Genomic DNA, 14,803 nt, shown 5'->3' with positions numbered 1-14,803 from the left:
GTTTTTATTTGAAACCGATTTATTCTATAAGTAGCAGCGGTGGTTTTTTTTTGCAACTTGTTTTGCTGAAGGCTAAGCTACCGTCAGTAAATCAGCAGAGTGAGAGAGAAGATGGCAAAACAGGAAGCGCTCAGAACCAGCGAATGCCCGGTCGCCCGGACCGTGGAGGTGATTGGCGAACGCTGGTGTCTGATGATCATCCGTGAAGCGTTTGATGATGTGCGCCGCTTCAGTGATTTCCAGAAAAACCTTGGGCTGGCAAAAAATATCCTGGCGTCACGGCTGAAACTGCTGGTTGAGGTCGGTGTGCTTGAGAGTTGTCCGGCGTCAGATGGCAGCGCCTACAAGGAATATTTGCTGACCGAACGGGGACGAGCCGTCTTCCCAATCGTCGTGGCGATGCGCCAGTGGGGAGAGCGTTATTTGTTTGAAAAAGGCGAGACTCACTCGGTATTGCTGGATAACGTCAACGGCGAACCGTTACCTGAACTGGCCGTGTATTCTGCCCGGGGAGAACGGCTCGATCCCGCCGACTGTCATCGCCGGCGCGTCATAGCCGGTAATCGCGCCGATCAGGCTTCGTCGATCGTGAAATAACCGGGGTTGAGAAGTCGCATCAAACCGATCCCGCTTGTTCAATCACCAGCACCCGGGCTACGCCCTGCGGATGTGCAACGTGTTCAGTGCCTTCGCTGGCATAGAAAATATCGCCGGTGGTCAATCGTTGGGTTCTCACTTCGCCCGCTTGTTTATAGAACATGTCAACGCAACCATCCATAACGGCAAACACCTCTTGTCCATCATTGATATGCCATTTATAGGGTTGATCGGTCCAGTGCAGTTTAACGCTGGTGTTATCAAAGCTGGCAATATGCTGAGACTCCCAGGCTTTGGAACCCGTAAATTCTCTGCTGCTGTAAAAATTCATGTTTGCCTCCTGTGTGCTGCTGCGGTGATAGCTCACACATGAAATAGCAAAAGGCAGCGCCACGTACCAGATTCAGGGATTGGTTTGTCCTGATTTGGCACCAGCGCGTCCCGTTTTTGCTGCCGGGATGCCTGCTTAATGCACAATGCGTTCATTAAGCAGGCTATCAAACCGGTGAATGGAGGGCATAAGCGCGCGGCGGCGTCGCTGCCGTTCAGAAGGGAATAAAATGGCTGCGGATCACCGTGGGGGCATCGGTAAAATGCACCACATCGGCCATCACCCTTTTGGTTTGTTCGGACTCCAGCGCCCGGTTGACATCCTGCTGACAGGCAAACGTGTAAACACCGATGGAGAGCCAGCCGCTGCGGTCTGAAGCGGGATAGAACGCTTCCGCCGAAATGAGCCCATATTCCTGCCAGCACGCCAGCGCCAGCGGCAGGTGCGTGTGGGTATAATAGTCGCGGTCAAAGCGATAGGTTTCATCGCCGACGCACACCACCATCATCTGATGCATCCTTTTCTCCCGTTAACGCATGCCGCCTGACGCCATCATCACCTCGCCCGTCACCCATCCGGCATCGTCGGAAGCGAGATAAGCCACAATCGGCGCAATATCCTGCACCTGGCCAATACGGCCAAGCGGCGTCTGGCTTTCGTTCCAGCGCTGAAACTCCGATCCCATCGCGCCGGTGCTGTGCGTGCCTTCGGTTTCGATTAACCCCGGATTGACCGCGTTGACGCGGATGCCGCGCGGGCCGAGTTCGCGCGCCAGCACGCCGGTAATGGCATCAATCGCGCCTTTGCTGCCGCTATAGATAGCGCTCTCCGCCAGAAATACCCGCGTTACAAATGAGCTGATATTAATAATGCTGCTGCCCTCGCCCAGATGTGGCACGGCGGCGCCCGTCACCAGCAGCGGCCCGAGCACATTGATGTCAAATTGCTTGCGATACAGCGCTTCGCTGCTCTCTTCGATCTTCGCAAACTGATACACGCCGGCATTGTTCACCACGATGTCCAGCCGGCCAAACTGCGCGAGGGTAGATTGAATGAGTGCCTCAACCTGCGACTGATCGGTGACATCCGCTGCCAGCGCCACCGCCGAGCCACCGGCGGCCTCAATAGCGGCGACCACCTTATCCGCCCCGTTTTTATCGGCGGCATAGTTGACGACGATCTTTGCGCCGTCGGCGGCCAGCTGGCGGGCAATCGCCGCACCAATGCCTTTAGATGCGCCGGTTACGAGGGCAACTTTGTCCTGAAGCTTTTTCATGTTCTGCAATCCTCAATCAGTTCAGTCTGTATGATGCCGTTATGGTGATAGCTACAAAGTTGTTTGAGAACTGCCATTTTTGTATATTCGACGTTCATTTTTGAACGGGGGCGAGCGCAATGGAATGGAGCGATGTACGGATCTTTCTGGCGGTGATGCGCAGCGGATCTTATGGCGAGGCCGCGCGCCGGCTCGGCGTCAGCCATCCGACCGTGGGTCGTCGCATTAAGGTGCTGGAAGCGCAGGCCCATCAGGCGCTGTTTCGCCGCACGCCGGATGGCCTGGTGTTAACCGATGCCGGTGACGCCGTGCTGGGCCTGGCGGAAAGTATGGAAAATGCTGCGCTGGCGATGGAAAGACGGCTTGCGGGCAATCACCCGCGGCTGGAAGGTATTTTACGCATCTCCTGTGCCGAGTGGTTTGCCACCGCCGTGCTGGCGCCGGTACTGAGCGAGCTGACACAGCGCCATCCCGCTATCGTGCCGGAAATCATCGCCAGCTATCGTTTGCTCAATCTGTCGCGGCGCGACGCCGACGTGGCTTTTCGCATTGTGCCTTTTACCGAGCCGGATATCGTCCAGCGGCGCCTGATGAGCATGCCCTATGCGTTATACGGCACGCCTGAAAATGCCCGAGCATTGCAACACGATCCCGCCTCAGTGGGGCTGATCCTGATGAATACCGCGCAAGCGCATTTTCCGGACGTCGTCTGGCTGCTCGATCAATTTCCACAGTCACGGCGGGCTTTTACCAGCACCAGCCGGGCGGTGCAGGCGCAGATGTGCCGGCGCGGCATGGGCGTGGCGGTGTTACCCCAGCCGCTGGGCGATGCCACCGCCGGACTGCAGCGGATTCCCACCCCGCAGCCGCCGCCTTCGCGCGATATCTGGGTAGGCTATCATCAGGATCTGCGGCACATGGATCGCCTGCGCGCCATGCTGGATATCGCCGATGCGCTGCTGATTGCGAAGTAACTGTCGCAGCGATTAGCGCAGCAATTCAGGCGGGCCTCAGACCCGGTAACGGCTCTATGCTGCGCAGCGCATTTTCCATCAGTCTGGCCAGCAGGTTTTGCGCATTCGGTTCAGTCTGGCTGCCACTTTTTTGTTCCAGCGTAACGCCCAGCGCGCCCAGCGGCGGCAAAACATTGCCGGCGCTCACCAGATTAGCGGGCATGCCGACCCGCGTGCGCACGGTGATCCCCAGACCGGCCCGCACCGCCGCCCAGATGCCGCTCAGGCTATGGCTGACAAACACGATTCGCCATGCAATGCCCGCCCGGTCCAGACTGTCGATGGCGCGCGAGCGCATCAGGCAGGGATTATCAAACATCACCAGCGGCAGCGGTTCGCCCTGGCTTATCATCGCACTGACGTCGCAGTCGGGGTGGGCGATCCACTCCAGCGGGAACTGGCCGATCAACACGCCTTTACGCTGCAGCGGTTGTGCCTGCCACAGCAGCGCCATATCAAGAGCATCGCTGTCCAGCGCTGCAAGCAGCTCCTGATTACGCGCCACGCGGGCGATGATCTGCAGCCCGGGATGGTGACGTGTAAATTCGCCCAGAATACCGGGCATCAGGGTGTCACCAAAATCTTCCTGCATGCCCAGGCGCACTTCCCCCTGCAGCCCTACACCGCTGAAGGTGCACAATGCTTCGTCGTTCAATGCCAGCAGACGACGGGCATAACCCATCATCACTTCCCCCTCACGGGTTAACGCCAGATGACGCCCGCTTTTCACCACCAGCTTGCTGCCACATTGCTGCTCCAGCTTTTTCAGCTGGGCGCTGACCGCCGAAGTGGATCGACAGAGCCGCACGGCGGCCTGCGCAAAACTGCCACACTCCATGCCGGTGACAAAACTGCGCAACGCATCCAGATCCAACGTCTGAGCTAACTTTTGCATGATCGTCCTGATTTATGGGATGAATGACGGTGTTTTATTTGATTTTCAGGATGGTTATGTTTCGCCACAATCGCGGCTGAGTCAATACGGAGAAACATCATGGCAAAAACACTCGATAGTAAAACGCTGGCGCGCATCGCGCCAAAGCTGGCCGAACTCAGTCAGCAGGTTCTTTTCGATGACATCTGGCAACGTGACGCGCTTACGCCGCGCGAACGCAGCCTGATTACGCTGGCCGCACTGACGGCGCTGGGGCGGGTGCAACAGCTGCCGTGGCATATCGAATTCGCGCTACAGAATGGCCTGGCACGAGAAGAGATCGTCGAAGTGTTCACCCATCTGGCCTTTTATGCCGGCTGGCCGGCGGCGGTGTCAGCGCTAAGCTGTCTGGAAGAGGCGTAACCCTCATGCCTTTTACCCGCATCATACTGCGTCAGGGTTATAGCGACGCGCAATTAACGCAGATTTCCGACATCCTGCAACGGAGTCTGGAGGACGAATTTGCCGTTCCACCCGGCGACCGCTTTCAGGTATTTGAAGAACTGCCGGCGCGGCTAAGGGTGTTTGATCGCCACTATAAAAGTCGCGGGCGTTCAGAGAATTTTGTTCAGTTCATGATTACTGCGGGCAAGCCGCGCAGCCGCGAACAGAAGCACAAGCTGTGTGACAGATTGTGTCAGCAACTCTCGCAATCGCTGGATATCGATCCGCAGGATGTGATGGTGATTATTCAGTTTAACACCGTCGATGACTGGAGTTTCAGCGACGGATGTCTGATGTCCGAAGAAGCGCGTTTCCACGAGTAACATAGTCAGTATTGCTGGCAGCGCGGGTTAGCGCGCTGCCAGCAATCACTGTACGGCTTCAGTGATGGGCGGTGGAGATTAAAAATAACACCTCATTGACGACCAGCAGATTGCAACGCGGCGCGCTGGCGGTCGCGCGTGAAGATCTGCCACGTCACCGCGTCGTCACTCAGGGTAAAAACAGCCGTGGCGAGGGTATTTTCCTCATCCGGATCCTGCGGCGACAGGCGGTAAATCGGCAACGCTGCATCCTGCTGATCCGATAAAATCGCCCTGGCCGCCGCGCCATCTACCGCCGGTTGCGTCGTCAGCCATGTCTCCAGACGCTGCTGGCGCGAGCCGGAACTGGCGGTGACCACCTGTTCGACGGCGGCAAGCTGCGGGTGAATAAGATGATTAGCGTGCCCGAAAGGTGCGTTCAATGGGATCACTGAACAGCCTGAGCCTGTCGCTTCAATACTGATCAGGCGGCTATCGCCCTGCTGCCCCAGCGTATGGTGAAACGCGCCGGCGCGCGGTATGGCGCTAAGTATGGCGATCGCTTCATCCAGCGTGGTCGCGTTCAGCGACGCGCGGGCAATGATCTGGCGCGGCACGCCATCCGGACGATGCTGTGCGCGAATGTTATTGACGGTATTAACGATGCCCTTCTCATTAACGGCAAAAGTGTGACCGCAAAGTGATGCCGGATAGGCGAAGCTGGTGAACGCGAGCCCGTCATCGGGGGTCACGGTGACCAGCGCACAGTCGTCACGCAGCTGGGGAAAACCATCTTCGTTGTGCGCAATGATCAACTCCCCGCTGGCACTTTTCCCCGCCACCGTGGTGCAACCATCCGAAGTTGAACGCACCAGATCGCCCCGGCAGTTCCACGCAAACACCTCGTCAATCGGCGCCTGTAATCCTTCAGCCAGCCCTTCCAGCTCCTGCCAGATCAGCGGAAACTGGTGCTGGACCCGCGCGCGCATACTGCGGATTTGCTGCGTATCTTTCATGGCGGTAACCGTTTGCCAGAGACGGGTATGCGTGAGTTTGTTATGCCAGGCATCACGGCCAAAGTCACCGAGTTGCTGACCAATAACAAAAGCCGAACCACGGAAGTCGAGTTTTTTCATAGGGTTATTTCACTTCATTTCAGGATACATGTTGCAGAAATTCTTTCAGACGCGGATTACGGCTGGCAGTCAGCAGCATATCAGGTGGCCCATCTTCGACAATGGTACCGCCATCAATAAAGATCAGCCGCGAAGCCACATCGCGGGCAAAGCCAATCTCATGCGTCACAATCACCATGGTCATGCCCTCTTCAGCCAGCGAGCGCATCACTTTCAGCACTTCATGACGTAACTCCGGATCCAGCGCGGAGGTTGGCTCATCGAACAGCATCATTTTCGGCCTGACGGCCAGTGCCCGGGCAATCGCCACGCGCTGCTGCTGGCCCCCTGAAAGTTCAGACGGATAGTGGCTGGCGCGATCGCGCAAGCCAACGCGCTCCAGCAGCGCCAGCGCCTGCTCGCGCGCCGCGGCTTTCGTTTGATGACGCACGCGAATCGGGCCGAACATCACGTTCTCCAGTGCAGTCAGATGCGGGAACAGGTGAAACTGCTGAAACACCATGCCGGCTTCGCGGCGGATATCACATTCATTCGCATGCGGGTCGGTGATGTGCATTCCGGCGACCAGCAGCGTTCCGGATGAAATCTCTTCCAGTTTGTTGATGCAGCGTAACAGCGTTGATTTACCCGAGCCTGAAGGGCCAATAATCACCACCACCTCGCCGGACTCAATTTTTAAATTGATATTATGCAGGACCTGCGTGGCGCCGAAATTTTTCGACACTGCGTTAAATTCAACCATGCTCATAAAATATGGATCCTTTTTTCCAGCTGCTTCAGTAAAAAGCTCAGGCATAACGTCACCAGCAGATAAATCATGGCGACCGCCGTCCACACTTCCAGCGCACGGAAATTACCCGCAATGATCTCCTGCCCCTGACGCGTCAGTTCTGCCACGCCAATCACAATAAACAGTGAGGTATCTTTAATACTGATAATCCACTGGTTACCTAAAGCCGGAATCATGCGTCGTAACGCTAAAGGCATAATGACATACCACAGCGTACTGCGCTGCGATAAGCCCATCGCCAGACTCGCTTCTTTAAAGCCTTTATTAATTGAGAGGATCGCGCCCCGGGTAATTTCAGCAATGTAGGCACCGGAGTTAATCACAATGGTCACGATCGCGGCGGTGACGGGATCAATTCTTATCGGCAACACCATCGGCAGTGCAAAATAGATAAACATTACCTGCACCATGATGGGCGTACCGCGAATAAGCTCGACAAAAATAAGTGACAGCGTTTTGGCGATTTTTCCGCCCAGAGCACGGCAGGTTCCCGCCAGTAAGCCAATAATAAAACCGCCCAGCAGACCTGACAGCGAAATAATCAAGGTCAGCTGCAGACCCTGCAGCAGTAGCGGCAGAGATTCCCAAATATATTTACTGTCAAAATTCATAATTTAACCTGTAAACGCTAAACAAAGCCGGAGGGCTCCGGCCTGGCAGGATTATTTCGGCTGCTTAGCAAACCATTTCACGTAGATTTTGCTGTAAGTCCCATCCGCGCGCAGGGCCTGCAGCGCGGCGTTGATCTTAGGCGTCAGGCTGCTGTTTTTCTGCATGGCAAAGCCATACTGCTGCGGCAGAATCGTGTCGTTTTCACCGCTGGCTTTGACTTTGCCATCGCCCGCCGTTTTCACGTAGTACAGCACATTGGGCGAGTCGTGGACCACCGCATCAAGGTTGCCGGCCTGCAAATCCAGATAGGCGTTGTCGATATTAGGAAACTCAACATAATTTGCCTTGTATTTACTTTTCATAAAGCTGGCTGCGGCCGTGCCCTGTTTCAGGCCCACTTTCTTGCCGGTTAAATCGCTGAATTTCTTAATGCTGTTATCATCGCTTTTGACAGCCATTAATAAGTCGGCGTCATAATAACCGTTGCTGAAATCCACCACCTGCTTACGCGCATCGGTAATGGTAATACCTGCCATCGCGACATCCAGATTCCGTGATTGCAGCCCCGGAATCAGGCCGCCAAAGTCCATTGGGTGTAATTCATAGCTGACATGCATTTTCTTCGCGATGGCATCCCATAAATCAATGTCAAAGCCGACGTATTTATCACCTTGCTTAAATTCAAAAGGAACAAAAGCCGTATCAACCCCGACAGTTAATTTATCCTGCGCCGCAGCGATAAAACTGGCGGAACAGGCAACCAATGCCAGTGTAACCTTTAGTTTATTAAAAAATGCAGACATAATAACCCTCAGCGTCAGTAATATAGCGTGCAATGATCGTCATCCAGCGAAATAACCCGGCGGACATGGTCAAAGAAGGTGGTTAATATAATGGGCGCATCAGGTACGCCCGGAGTAATGCGACAACTTATGCAGGAAGCAAGTGATCCTGCGTAAAGGGTACCGGCGTCTGCGAGCCGTTCATGATCATCGAGAGAAAACTGTAATAGCCGTTAATGCCTATCAAATCCACCACGCCCTTCTCGCCCCATAATTCGATGGCTTGCTGCCAGGTGGCATCACTGATTTTCTGTTGCTGATGTAACTGCTGGCAAAACTGATAAATCACCCACTCATCAGGCTGCAAATCCGCGGGCTGACGTTTTTCATTGATGGCCTGCACCGCTGCAGCAGAAATCCCCTTTTCGCGCGCTATCGGCGCATGGATTGCCCACTCTACCGGCTGTGACCAGTGCCTTGCCGTCATTAAAATCGCCAGTTCCGATAACCGCTGGCCCAGCGCACTGCGATAGCGCAGATATTCCCCCATACGCTGTGCATGTGCCATTAACTCGGGGCTGCGCAGCAGCGGCTCAAACGGGGGCAGCAGCGCGCCGCGCGGCCCGTTGATAATCTCTTCCGCGAGCGGACGTTGCCGCTCATCCCAGTCCTGCTCCGCCAGCGGCGGTAATCGGTTAATCATAATTTGCCGGTCTCTTCACGTATCACGGTGTTCAGCGTATCCACGACAAAATCCAGTTGTTGCGGGGTGACGATAAACGGTGGGGCGATTAAAATATGGTCGCCATAGTGCCCGTCCAGCGTGCCGCCCATCGGATAGACCAGCAAACCGCGCGCCATACAGTTGGCCTTGATGGCTGCGTGAAGTTTCATCGCCGGATCGAACGGGGTTTTTGTGGCTTTATCACGCACCAGTTCCACACCGGCAAACAGGCCGCGGCCGCGCGTGTCACCGACATGCGGTAACTCCCCCAGCACGTCGCGTAGCGCCTTGTGCAGATAAGCGCCCTGCTGCTGAACCGCCTCCAGCAGATGGTCGCGCTCAATCACCTGCTGTACTGCTAACGCCGCCGCAGCGGCTGTCGCGTGACAAATATAAGTGTGTCCATGCTGGAACAGACCGCTGCCGGCCTGCAGCGCAGACACGATCTTCTCACTGGCCAGCACCGCGCCGATGGGTTGATAACCGCCACCCAGTCCTTTGGCAATGGTAACCAAATCAGGTACCACGCCATCCTGTTCGAACGCGTGCAGTGTGCCGGTACGCCCCATTCCGCACATCACCTCATCGGCGATAAACAAAATGCCGTATTTGTCGCACAGGCGACGTACACCCTGCAGATAGCCCGGCGTCGGCGGCGTGGCACCGCTGGTCGCACCGACCACCGTCTCCGCGCAGAAGCCAATAATCGTTTCCGGGCCCGCATCGATAATCGCCTGCTCCAGCTCGCTCAATAGCCGCTGGGTATACTGCTGCTGGGTTTCATCGGCACGGCGATCGCGATACTCATTGCAGGCTGAAACGCGAATCACGTCGATTAACAGGGGCGCGAACTGACGCCGGCGCCATTCATTGCCACCCACCGCCAGCGCGCCCAGCGTATTGCCGTGGTAGCTCTGTTTGCGGGCGATGAAACGGGTGCGCGCAGGCTGTCCGATCTCAACAAAGTATTGCCGGGCCAGTTTCAGCGCGGTTTCCACCGCCTCAGAACCGCCCGATACGAAATAGGCATAGTTAAGATCGCCCGGTGCGGTGCGCGTTAACTGTTCGGCGAGCTGTTCAACGGTATCGCTGGTAAAGAAACTGGTATGCGCATAAGCCAGTTGATCGATTTGACGATGCATGGCTGCGAGGACGTCAGGATGGGCGTGGCCCAGGCAGGAAACGGCGGCACCACCGCAGGCATCAAGATACTGTTTTCCCTGTGCATCAAAAATGTAGGCCCCGTGTGCGCGCGTAACCACGGCGGGCACGCTGCGCAGACTGCGGTGAATGATACGGCTCATGCTGGTCCTGCTCCTGAATACGCTTCGTTGTTGAAACGTATCTTGCAGGATCCATTTGAATCACGTCAACGCAATAATGATTCAATCGCATTCAATATTCTTATGGCAGATACAAATGAATCATCTGTCAGGATTTGCCGGCATGCACGTAAGCGCCGGAATCGATTAAATAGCGTTCGGCGTTTTCAATTTTACTGACCGCATCACGTCCATGACGGGCCACCAGCATCGCCAGCAGACACTCTGCCAGGCCCATGCCAGAGAGGACAGACGGGAAGAACGATGGGCTGTCCAGTGAAAACCGGAGCGAGCAATCAGCGGCCTGCGCCAGCGGCGAGACCGGTGAGTCGGTGATGGCGATGATCTTTGCACCCGCCTGCTGCGCTGCGCGCAGTACATCAAGTGATTCGCGTGAATAAGGGGCAAAGCTGGTAAGCAACAGGCAATCCGCGGCGGTCAGTTCACGTGTGAAAACTTCGATATTGCTCGCCAGACCATCCACCAGTGATACCTGACGATTGAACAGCCGATACACATAAAATAATGACCAGGCGATCGGAAAGCTGGCGCGGAAACCGCAGATGTAAACATTGTCAGCCGCATCGAGTAAGGTCACGGCCTGCTCCATTGCCTGGCGGTTTTCGTTCTGCGTAAAGACCAGGTTGGTCTGGTGGGCCTGAAACATCGCATCATACAGCTGCGGCTGCGTGCCGGCGGCCACAAGCTTTTCCGCTTTCGAGACATAGGTATCATTGCGCAGGCCGATGTCATCGATGAATGCGTCTTTGAGTTCACTCCAGCCGTTATAGCCCAGCCGTTTCGCCAGGCGCAGCAGCGTTGCCGGTTTCACTCCGGCCTGCTGCGCAAAGGTGCGCATGGATTGCACCACCAGTTGATTGGCATTCTGCAGTGAGAATTCGGCAGCCCGCTGTAGTTCTGGCGATAATTCACTGAACTCACGGACGATAGTTTCCTTTAGATTCATGGCAACGATTCACAGGCTTTGACGTTGAGGTATCTAAACACATTTGAGATCAAGACTCTAGGCGCGGATATCACACCGGAGTGACGGCCTGAAGCAGGGCGCGATGCGTCGCGCCGCGACAATCAGGCTGCTCATGGTGGTTTACTTAACTGAGCGGCCTGTTGCTATGGAGGGCGAACCTGAGGTTAAAAATTTACTTTATTGACGACTCAACACCAGTTTCAGTCCGGCAATGGCAAAACAGCAGGCTAATAGCGCATCTAATCCCCGGCGGATACGACGGTAAAACGCGTTCATTGCTGCGGTGGAAAATATCAGCGCATAGCCGCAAAATACTGCGACGCAAATCGCCGCACAGCCGAGAATAATCAGCGGTAAGGTCGAGGCTGCAGCGTCCGGTTTGAGCGCGACGGACATGATCGCGACCCAGGTTAAAATGGCTTTAGGATTACCGACGTGCATCAAAATTCCCTGCCGGAATAATGCGCCATACGCAACACGGTGATCGCTGATAACGGTTTTATCGGCAGCAGTGCGGGTTAACGCAGATTTACCGGCTTTGTATGACAGCCACAACAGATATAACCCGCCGCCGATTTTCAACACCAGCAGCAATTGGGCAAACGTCGCCAGCACGGTTAATACCCCGCAGGCCGCCAGCAGCGCCCACAGCATTGAGCCGCCAATTACCCCGCCCGCAAGCGCTAAGGCGGCACCGCGCCCTTTATTCATCGCCGTTCCCATAATCGCCATATTACTCGGACCAGGGCTGGCCGTTGCCACAAAATAAGTGGTGTAAATCAGCATTAATTCGTGTGAAAGCGCCATGATATCCTCTGCAGGTAAAATGTCCTCAACCTGTTATATCGGCTTGCTCAGAAATTTACTATGTCTTGTTGATATGAAGAAATGCCGGACGCTGTTCTATTCTGTGGACTGCTGCATGAGCCAGGCTCTTACTTTTACCACGGCAGAACGCAGCAGCGCTTCGTGGGGCGTAATAAGCCAGTACGCGTGTCCGGTATTCAGCGTATTTGGAAACGGTGCCACCACTTCACCGGATGCCAGGTTTGCCTGAACAAATCGCCTGCGCATCAGCGCTACGCCCATGCCGGCAAGCATCGCCAGCCACGCCCCGCTGCCATCGCTATACAAAGGCCCTTTGCCGGAATCAATATGCCCGACGCCGGCTTCAGCGAGCCAGCGCTGCCAGTCTTCCCGGTGCATATCATGCAGTAACGTGACGCGACCGAGTGCGGCAAGTGCCGGCGGTTCTCCCAGCTGCTGCGCCACAGCAGGAATGCAGACTGCAAGGTAGTCGTCGTCGATCAGCTTCTCACTCACGCAACCCTCACAGAAACCGTTGCCATGCCGTACGGCCAGGTCGATACCATCCGTGGCGAAAGACTGGATGCGGGAAGTGGCACTGATGCGCAGATCGATCTCCGGACAGGCACGTTCAAAATCAGCCAGTCGCGGCAGTAACCAGTGAGTCGCAAATCCGGTGGTGCAGGCCAGCGTGATGGTATTTTTTTGTGTCTCCTGCACCAGCGTTTCAGTGGCTTCACGCATCAGGCTGAAAGCCGAAGCAATCGAGTAGTAATAGCCCTGACCGGATGCCGTCAGCGCCAGCTTGCGTCCATTTCGCTGAAACAGGGGCAGGCCCAGCTGCCGTTCCAGTTCCCTGATGTGCAGGCTGATCGCGCCGGGCGTGACGTGCAACTCCTGGCCTGCAAGGGTCATGCTGAGGTGCCGGGCAACGGATTCGAACGCCTTCAGGGCGTTAAGAGAAGGCAGGCTGTTTCGCATTGTTTAGTTTTCCTAAAAAACAGGCGGAAATTAAATCGTTTTTATTTCCTCTCCGTCAACGTTATTAATAGGCAAATAGCACGCGATGCCGTGTCGTTTTTATTCAAAAACTGTTGAGTTACAATGAAATTTTAAGAGAAATTACCGTTTCACGCATCACGCCTCCACACGGAAAAATGATCAGCGACCAGGCCCTTTATGGCGATTAACCTTTACCAGGCTTGAGTTTTTGTCGTGTCAGGGAGGCAATAAATGGAGACAGGATGCAGATGAAGGATATCGATGTTGGATTTACCCACGTTGCGTTTATGGTGAGGGATCTGGAGAAGAGCATGGATTTCTACCGCCGCTATGCAGGAATGAAGGTGATACACACCCGTGAACCTGACGTCCCGGCTGCCCGCAAGGTGGCATGGCTGAGCGATCATACCCGTCCTTTCGCGCTGGTTCTGGTGCAGGCGGATGACGTGTCAGATACGCCACTGGGTAAATTTGGACACTTAGGCATTGCCTGTGCGTCACGCGAAGAGATCGATCGTAAAACAGCGATGGCCGTCGCCGAAGGCGTGTTACGCAAAGCCCCCGAAGAGGCTGGCGAACCGGTGGGATATTACGTATTTTTTGCCGATCCTGATGGCAATACGCTGGAGCTGTCTTTCGGGCAGCGCGTCGGGCTTGAAGCGATACGCACCGCTCCCGGTTTACTTTAACTCGCCTGCACGCAGGCAGCGGAGAACATATGGCACTGACGTTGCCGATTTATACTCAACGCCTGGTGTTGCGCAAGCTGACAGTGGCTGATTTGCCGCATCTGTCGCGCTATCGCAATCTGCCAGACGTTGCTCGTTATCAGAGCTGGGAAGAATTTACCTGGCAGGACGCTGAGAAATTATATGCGCAGCAGGATGCGCTGCCATTCAACAGCGATAACACCTGGTTTCAGCTTGCCGTAGCACACCAGGAAGACGACCGGCTAATAGGGGACATCGGAATTCATTTTTTTGATGAAGGAAGACAAGCTGAACTCGGCATGACATTTGATGCCGGATTTCAGAAACAGGGTTTTGCGCTTGAAGCAATGAGTGCCATCGTTACTCTGCTTTTCACGCAGTTTGCAAAACACCGGCTTACAGCCGTAGTAGACACACGTAATATTCGCGCCATAAACCTGCTGGAAAAGCTGAATTTTCGCCGTGAAGCGCACTACCGGCAGAATATTTTTTTCAAAGGGATGTGGGGCGATGAATATCTTTATGCGCGGCTGGCCAGCGATTGGCGCAGGCATTGCGTTAAGCCATCGCGTAGGCATGTTTAGGAGACATAGTGACAATTAGCGAAGTAAGCAAGGAAGAGTATCACTTACTGATTCAGGTCTGGGAGGCTGCCGTCCGGGCAACGCATCATTTCCTGAATGAACAGGATATCCTGCGGCTCAGACAGCTTATTCTGGAAAATTATTTTGACGCCGTTGTTCTGAGAAAGATGACCGATGAAGACCATGACATTGTTGGATTCATCGGCTTACAGGATGAGAATATCGAGATGCTTTTCGTCTCGCCCGCTCATCACAAAAAAGGGATCGGTGCACGGTTAGTCCGTTACGCGATCCGTCATCTTTCAGCGAAAAAAGTGGACGTTAACGAACAAAATACCGCTGCGCTCGGGTTCTATCAGCATCTGGGCTTTCAGGTGACGGGACGGTCTTCCGTTGATGGTGAGGGAAAACCGTTTCCCCTCCTCCATCTGAAGCTGATGCAATAATCC

At 55.1% G+C, this 14,803-nt stretch carries 20 protein-coding genes; 7 read left to right on the top strand and 13 right to left on the bottom strand.

Annotated features, from left to right (window positions below; translation table 11 throughout):
- Window positions 1-111: 111 nt before the first annotated feature.
- Window positions 112-597 (top strand): winged helix-turn-helix transcriptional regulator, encoded by a 486-nt coding sequence (locus C1N56_RS22160; protein WP_394517579.1) that lies wholly within the window; start codon window positions 112-114, stop codon window positions 595-597.
- Window positions 598-616: 19 nt separating this feature from the next.
- On the opposite strand, the gene C1N56_RS22155 is transcribed toward C1N56_RS22160, so the two are convergent.
- The 3 genes from C1N56_RS22155 to C1N56_RS22145 form a co-directional block, all read right to left on the bottom strand.
- A complete protein-coding gene (locus C1N56_RS22155; protein ID WP_058758957.1) occupies window positions 617-928 on the bottom strand; it encodes a hypothetical protein in 312 nt (103 codons plus the stop codon).
- 214 nt (window positions 929-1,142) lie between these two features.
- Complete coding sequence (locus tag C1N56_RS22150; protein WP_394517578.1) at window positions 1,143-1,445, bottom strand: EthD family reductase; 303 nt, start codon at window positions 1,443-1,445, stop codon at window positions 1,143-1,145.
- A gap of 12 nt (window positions 1,446-1,457) precedes the next feature.
- Window positions 1,458-2,204, bottom strand: coding sequence for an SDR family NAD(P)-dependent oxidoreductase (locus C1N56_RS22145; RefSeq protein WP_394517577.1), 747 nt, complete (start codon window positions 2,202-2,204; stop codon window positions 1,458-1,460).
- A 119-nt stretch (window positions 2,205-2,323) separates the two neighbouring features.
- Here C1N56_RS22145 and C1N56_RS22140 point away from each other — a divergent pair, with 119 nt between their 5' ends.
- Window positions 2,324-3,178 (top strand): LysR family transcriptional regulator, encoded by an 855-nt coding sequence (locus tag C1N56_RS22140; protein ID WP_058758955.1) that lies wholly within the window; start codon window positions 2,324-2,326, stop codon window positions 3,176-3,178.
- A 25-nt stretch (window positions 3,179-3,203) separates the two neighbouring features.
- On the opposite strand, the gene C1N56_RS22135 is transcribed toward C1N56_RS22140, so the two are convergent.
- Window positions 3,204-4,124, bottom strand: coding sequence for a LysR substrate-binding domain-containing protein (locus tag C1N56_RS22135; RefSeq protein WP_394517718.1), 921 nt, complete (start codon window positions 4,122-4,124; stop codon window positions 3,204-3,206).
- A gap of 87 nt (window positions 4,125-4,211) precedes the next feature.
- Between C1N56_RS22135 and C1N56_RS22130 the strand changes: the two genes are divergently transcribed.
- Window positions 4,212-4,514, top strand: coding sequence for a carboxymuconolactone decarboxylase family protein (locus C1N56_RS22130; RefSeq protein ID WP_088517450.1), 303 nt, complete (start codon window positions 4,212-4,214; stop codon window positions 4,512-4,514).
- Window positions 4,515-4,519: 5 nt separating this feature from the next.
- Window positions 4,520-4,918 carry a tautomerase family protein gene (locus tag C1N56_RS22125; RefSeq protein WP_394517576.1) on the top strand — a complete coding sequence of 133 codons (399 nt, stop codon included), beginning with the start codon at window positions 4,520-4,522 and terminating at the stop codon, window positions 4,916-4,918.
- 92 nt (window positions 4,919-5,010) lie between these two features.
- Here the strand turns inward: C1N56_RS22125 and C1N56_RS22120 are convergent, their stop codons facing one another.
- The 9 genes from C1N56_RS22120 to gcvA form a co-directional block, all read right to left on the bottom strand.
- On the bottom strand, window positions 5,011-6,033 hold the full coding sequence (locus C1N56_RS22120; protein ID WP_394517575.1) for a C45 family autoproteolytic acyltransferase/hydolase: 1,023 nt from the start codon (window positions 6,031-6,033) through the stop codon (window positions 5,011-5,013).
- A 19-nt stretch (window positions 6,034-6,052) separates the two neighbouring features.
- Window positions 6,053-6,775: a glutamine ABC transporter ATP-binding protein GlnQ gene (gene glnQ, locus C1N56_RS22115; protein ID WP_104093632.1), complete on the bottom strand. Its 723-nt coding sequence runs from the start codon at window positions 6,773-6,775 to the stop codon at window positions 6,053-6,055.
- Between the two features lie 2 nt (window positions 6,776-6,777).
- A complete protein-coding gene (gene glnP, locus C1N56_RS22110) occupies window positions 6,778-7,434 on the bottom strand; it encodes a glutamine ABC transporter permease GlnP (protein ID WP_021508828.1) in 657 nt (218 codons plus the stop codon).
- Between the two features lie 51 nt (window positions 7,435-7,485).
- A complete protein-coding gene (glnH, locus tag C1N56_RS22105) occupies window positions 7,486-8,238 on the bottom strand; it encodes a glutamine ABC transporter substrate-binding protein GlnH (RefSeq protein ID WP_394517574.1) in 753 nt (250 codons plus the stop codon).
- Window positions 8,239-8,365: 127 nt separating this feature from the next.
- Window positions 8,366-8,920, bottom strand: coding sequence for a carboxymuconolactone decarboxylase family protein (locus C1N56_RS22100; protein ID WP_394517573.1), 555 nt, complete (start codon window positions 8,918-8,920; stop codon window positions 8,366-8,368).
- Window positions 8,917-10,245 carry an aspartate aminotransferase family protein gene (locus C1N56_RS22095; protein WP_394517572.1) on the bottom strand — a complete coding sequence of 443 codons (1,329 nt, stop codon included), beginning with the start codon at window positions 10,243-10,245 and terminating at the stop codon, window positions 8,917-8,919. Before C1N56_RS22095 ends, C1N56_RS22100 begins: the two co-directional genes overlap by 4 nt.
- A gap of 127 nt (window positions 10,246-10,372) precedes the next feature.
- Window positions 10,373-11,230 (bottom strand): MurR/RpiR family transcriptional regulator, encoded by an 858-nt coding sequence (locus C1N56_RS22090; protein ID WP_262264125.1) that lies wholly within the window; start codon window positions 11,228-11,230, stop codon window positions 10,373-10,375.
- Between the two features lie 198 nt (window positions 11,231-11,428).
- Window positions 11,429-12,058: a LysE family translocator gene (locus C1N56_RS22085; protein ID WP_058776142.1), complete on the bottom strand. Its 630-nt coding sequence runs from the start codon at window positions 12,056-12,058 to the stop codon at window positions 11,429-11,431.
- Window positions 12,059-12,154: 96 nt separating this feature from the next.
- A complete protein-coding gene (gcvA, locus tag C1N56_RS22080; RefSeq protein ID WP_394517571.1) occupies window positions 12,155-13,039 on the bottom strand; it encodes a transcriptional regulator GcvA in 885 nt (294 codons plus the stop codon).
- Window positions 13,040-13,308: 269 nt separating this feature from the next.
- Here gcvA and C1N56_RS22075 point away from each other — a divergent pair, with 269 nt between their 5' ends.
- From C1N56_RS22075 to C1N56_RS22065, 3 genes are read left to right on the top strand one after another with little or no spacing between them, the layout of a single operon-like run.
- Window positions 13,309-13,749 (top strand): VOC family protein, encoded by a 441-nt coding sequence (locus C1N56_RS22075; protein ID WP_031279954.1) that lies wholly within the window; start codon window positions 13,309-13,311, stop codon window positions 13,747-13,749.
- 35 nt (window positions 13,750-13,784) lie between these two features.
- Window positions 13,785-14,354 (top strand): GNAT family N-acetyltransferase, encoded by a 570-nt coding sequence (locus C1N56_RS22070; protein ID WP_211727212.1) that lies wholly within the window; start codon window positions 13,785-13,787, stop codon window positions 14,352-14,354.
- Between the two features lie 8 nt (window positions 14,355-14,362).
- Complete coding sequence (locus tag C1N56_RS22065; protein ID WP_394517570.1) at window positions 14,363-14,800, top strand: acetyltransferase; 438 nt, start codon at window positions 14,363-14,365, stop codon at window positions 14,798-14,800.
- Window positions 14,801-14,803: the final 3 nt, after the last annotated feature.

The sequence above is a fragment of the Pantoea sp. SGAir0175 genome (assembly GCF_043547855.1).
This window is presented reverse-complemented; position numbering and strand designations above follow the sequence as displayed.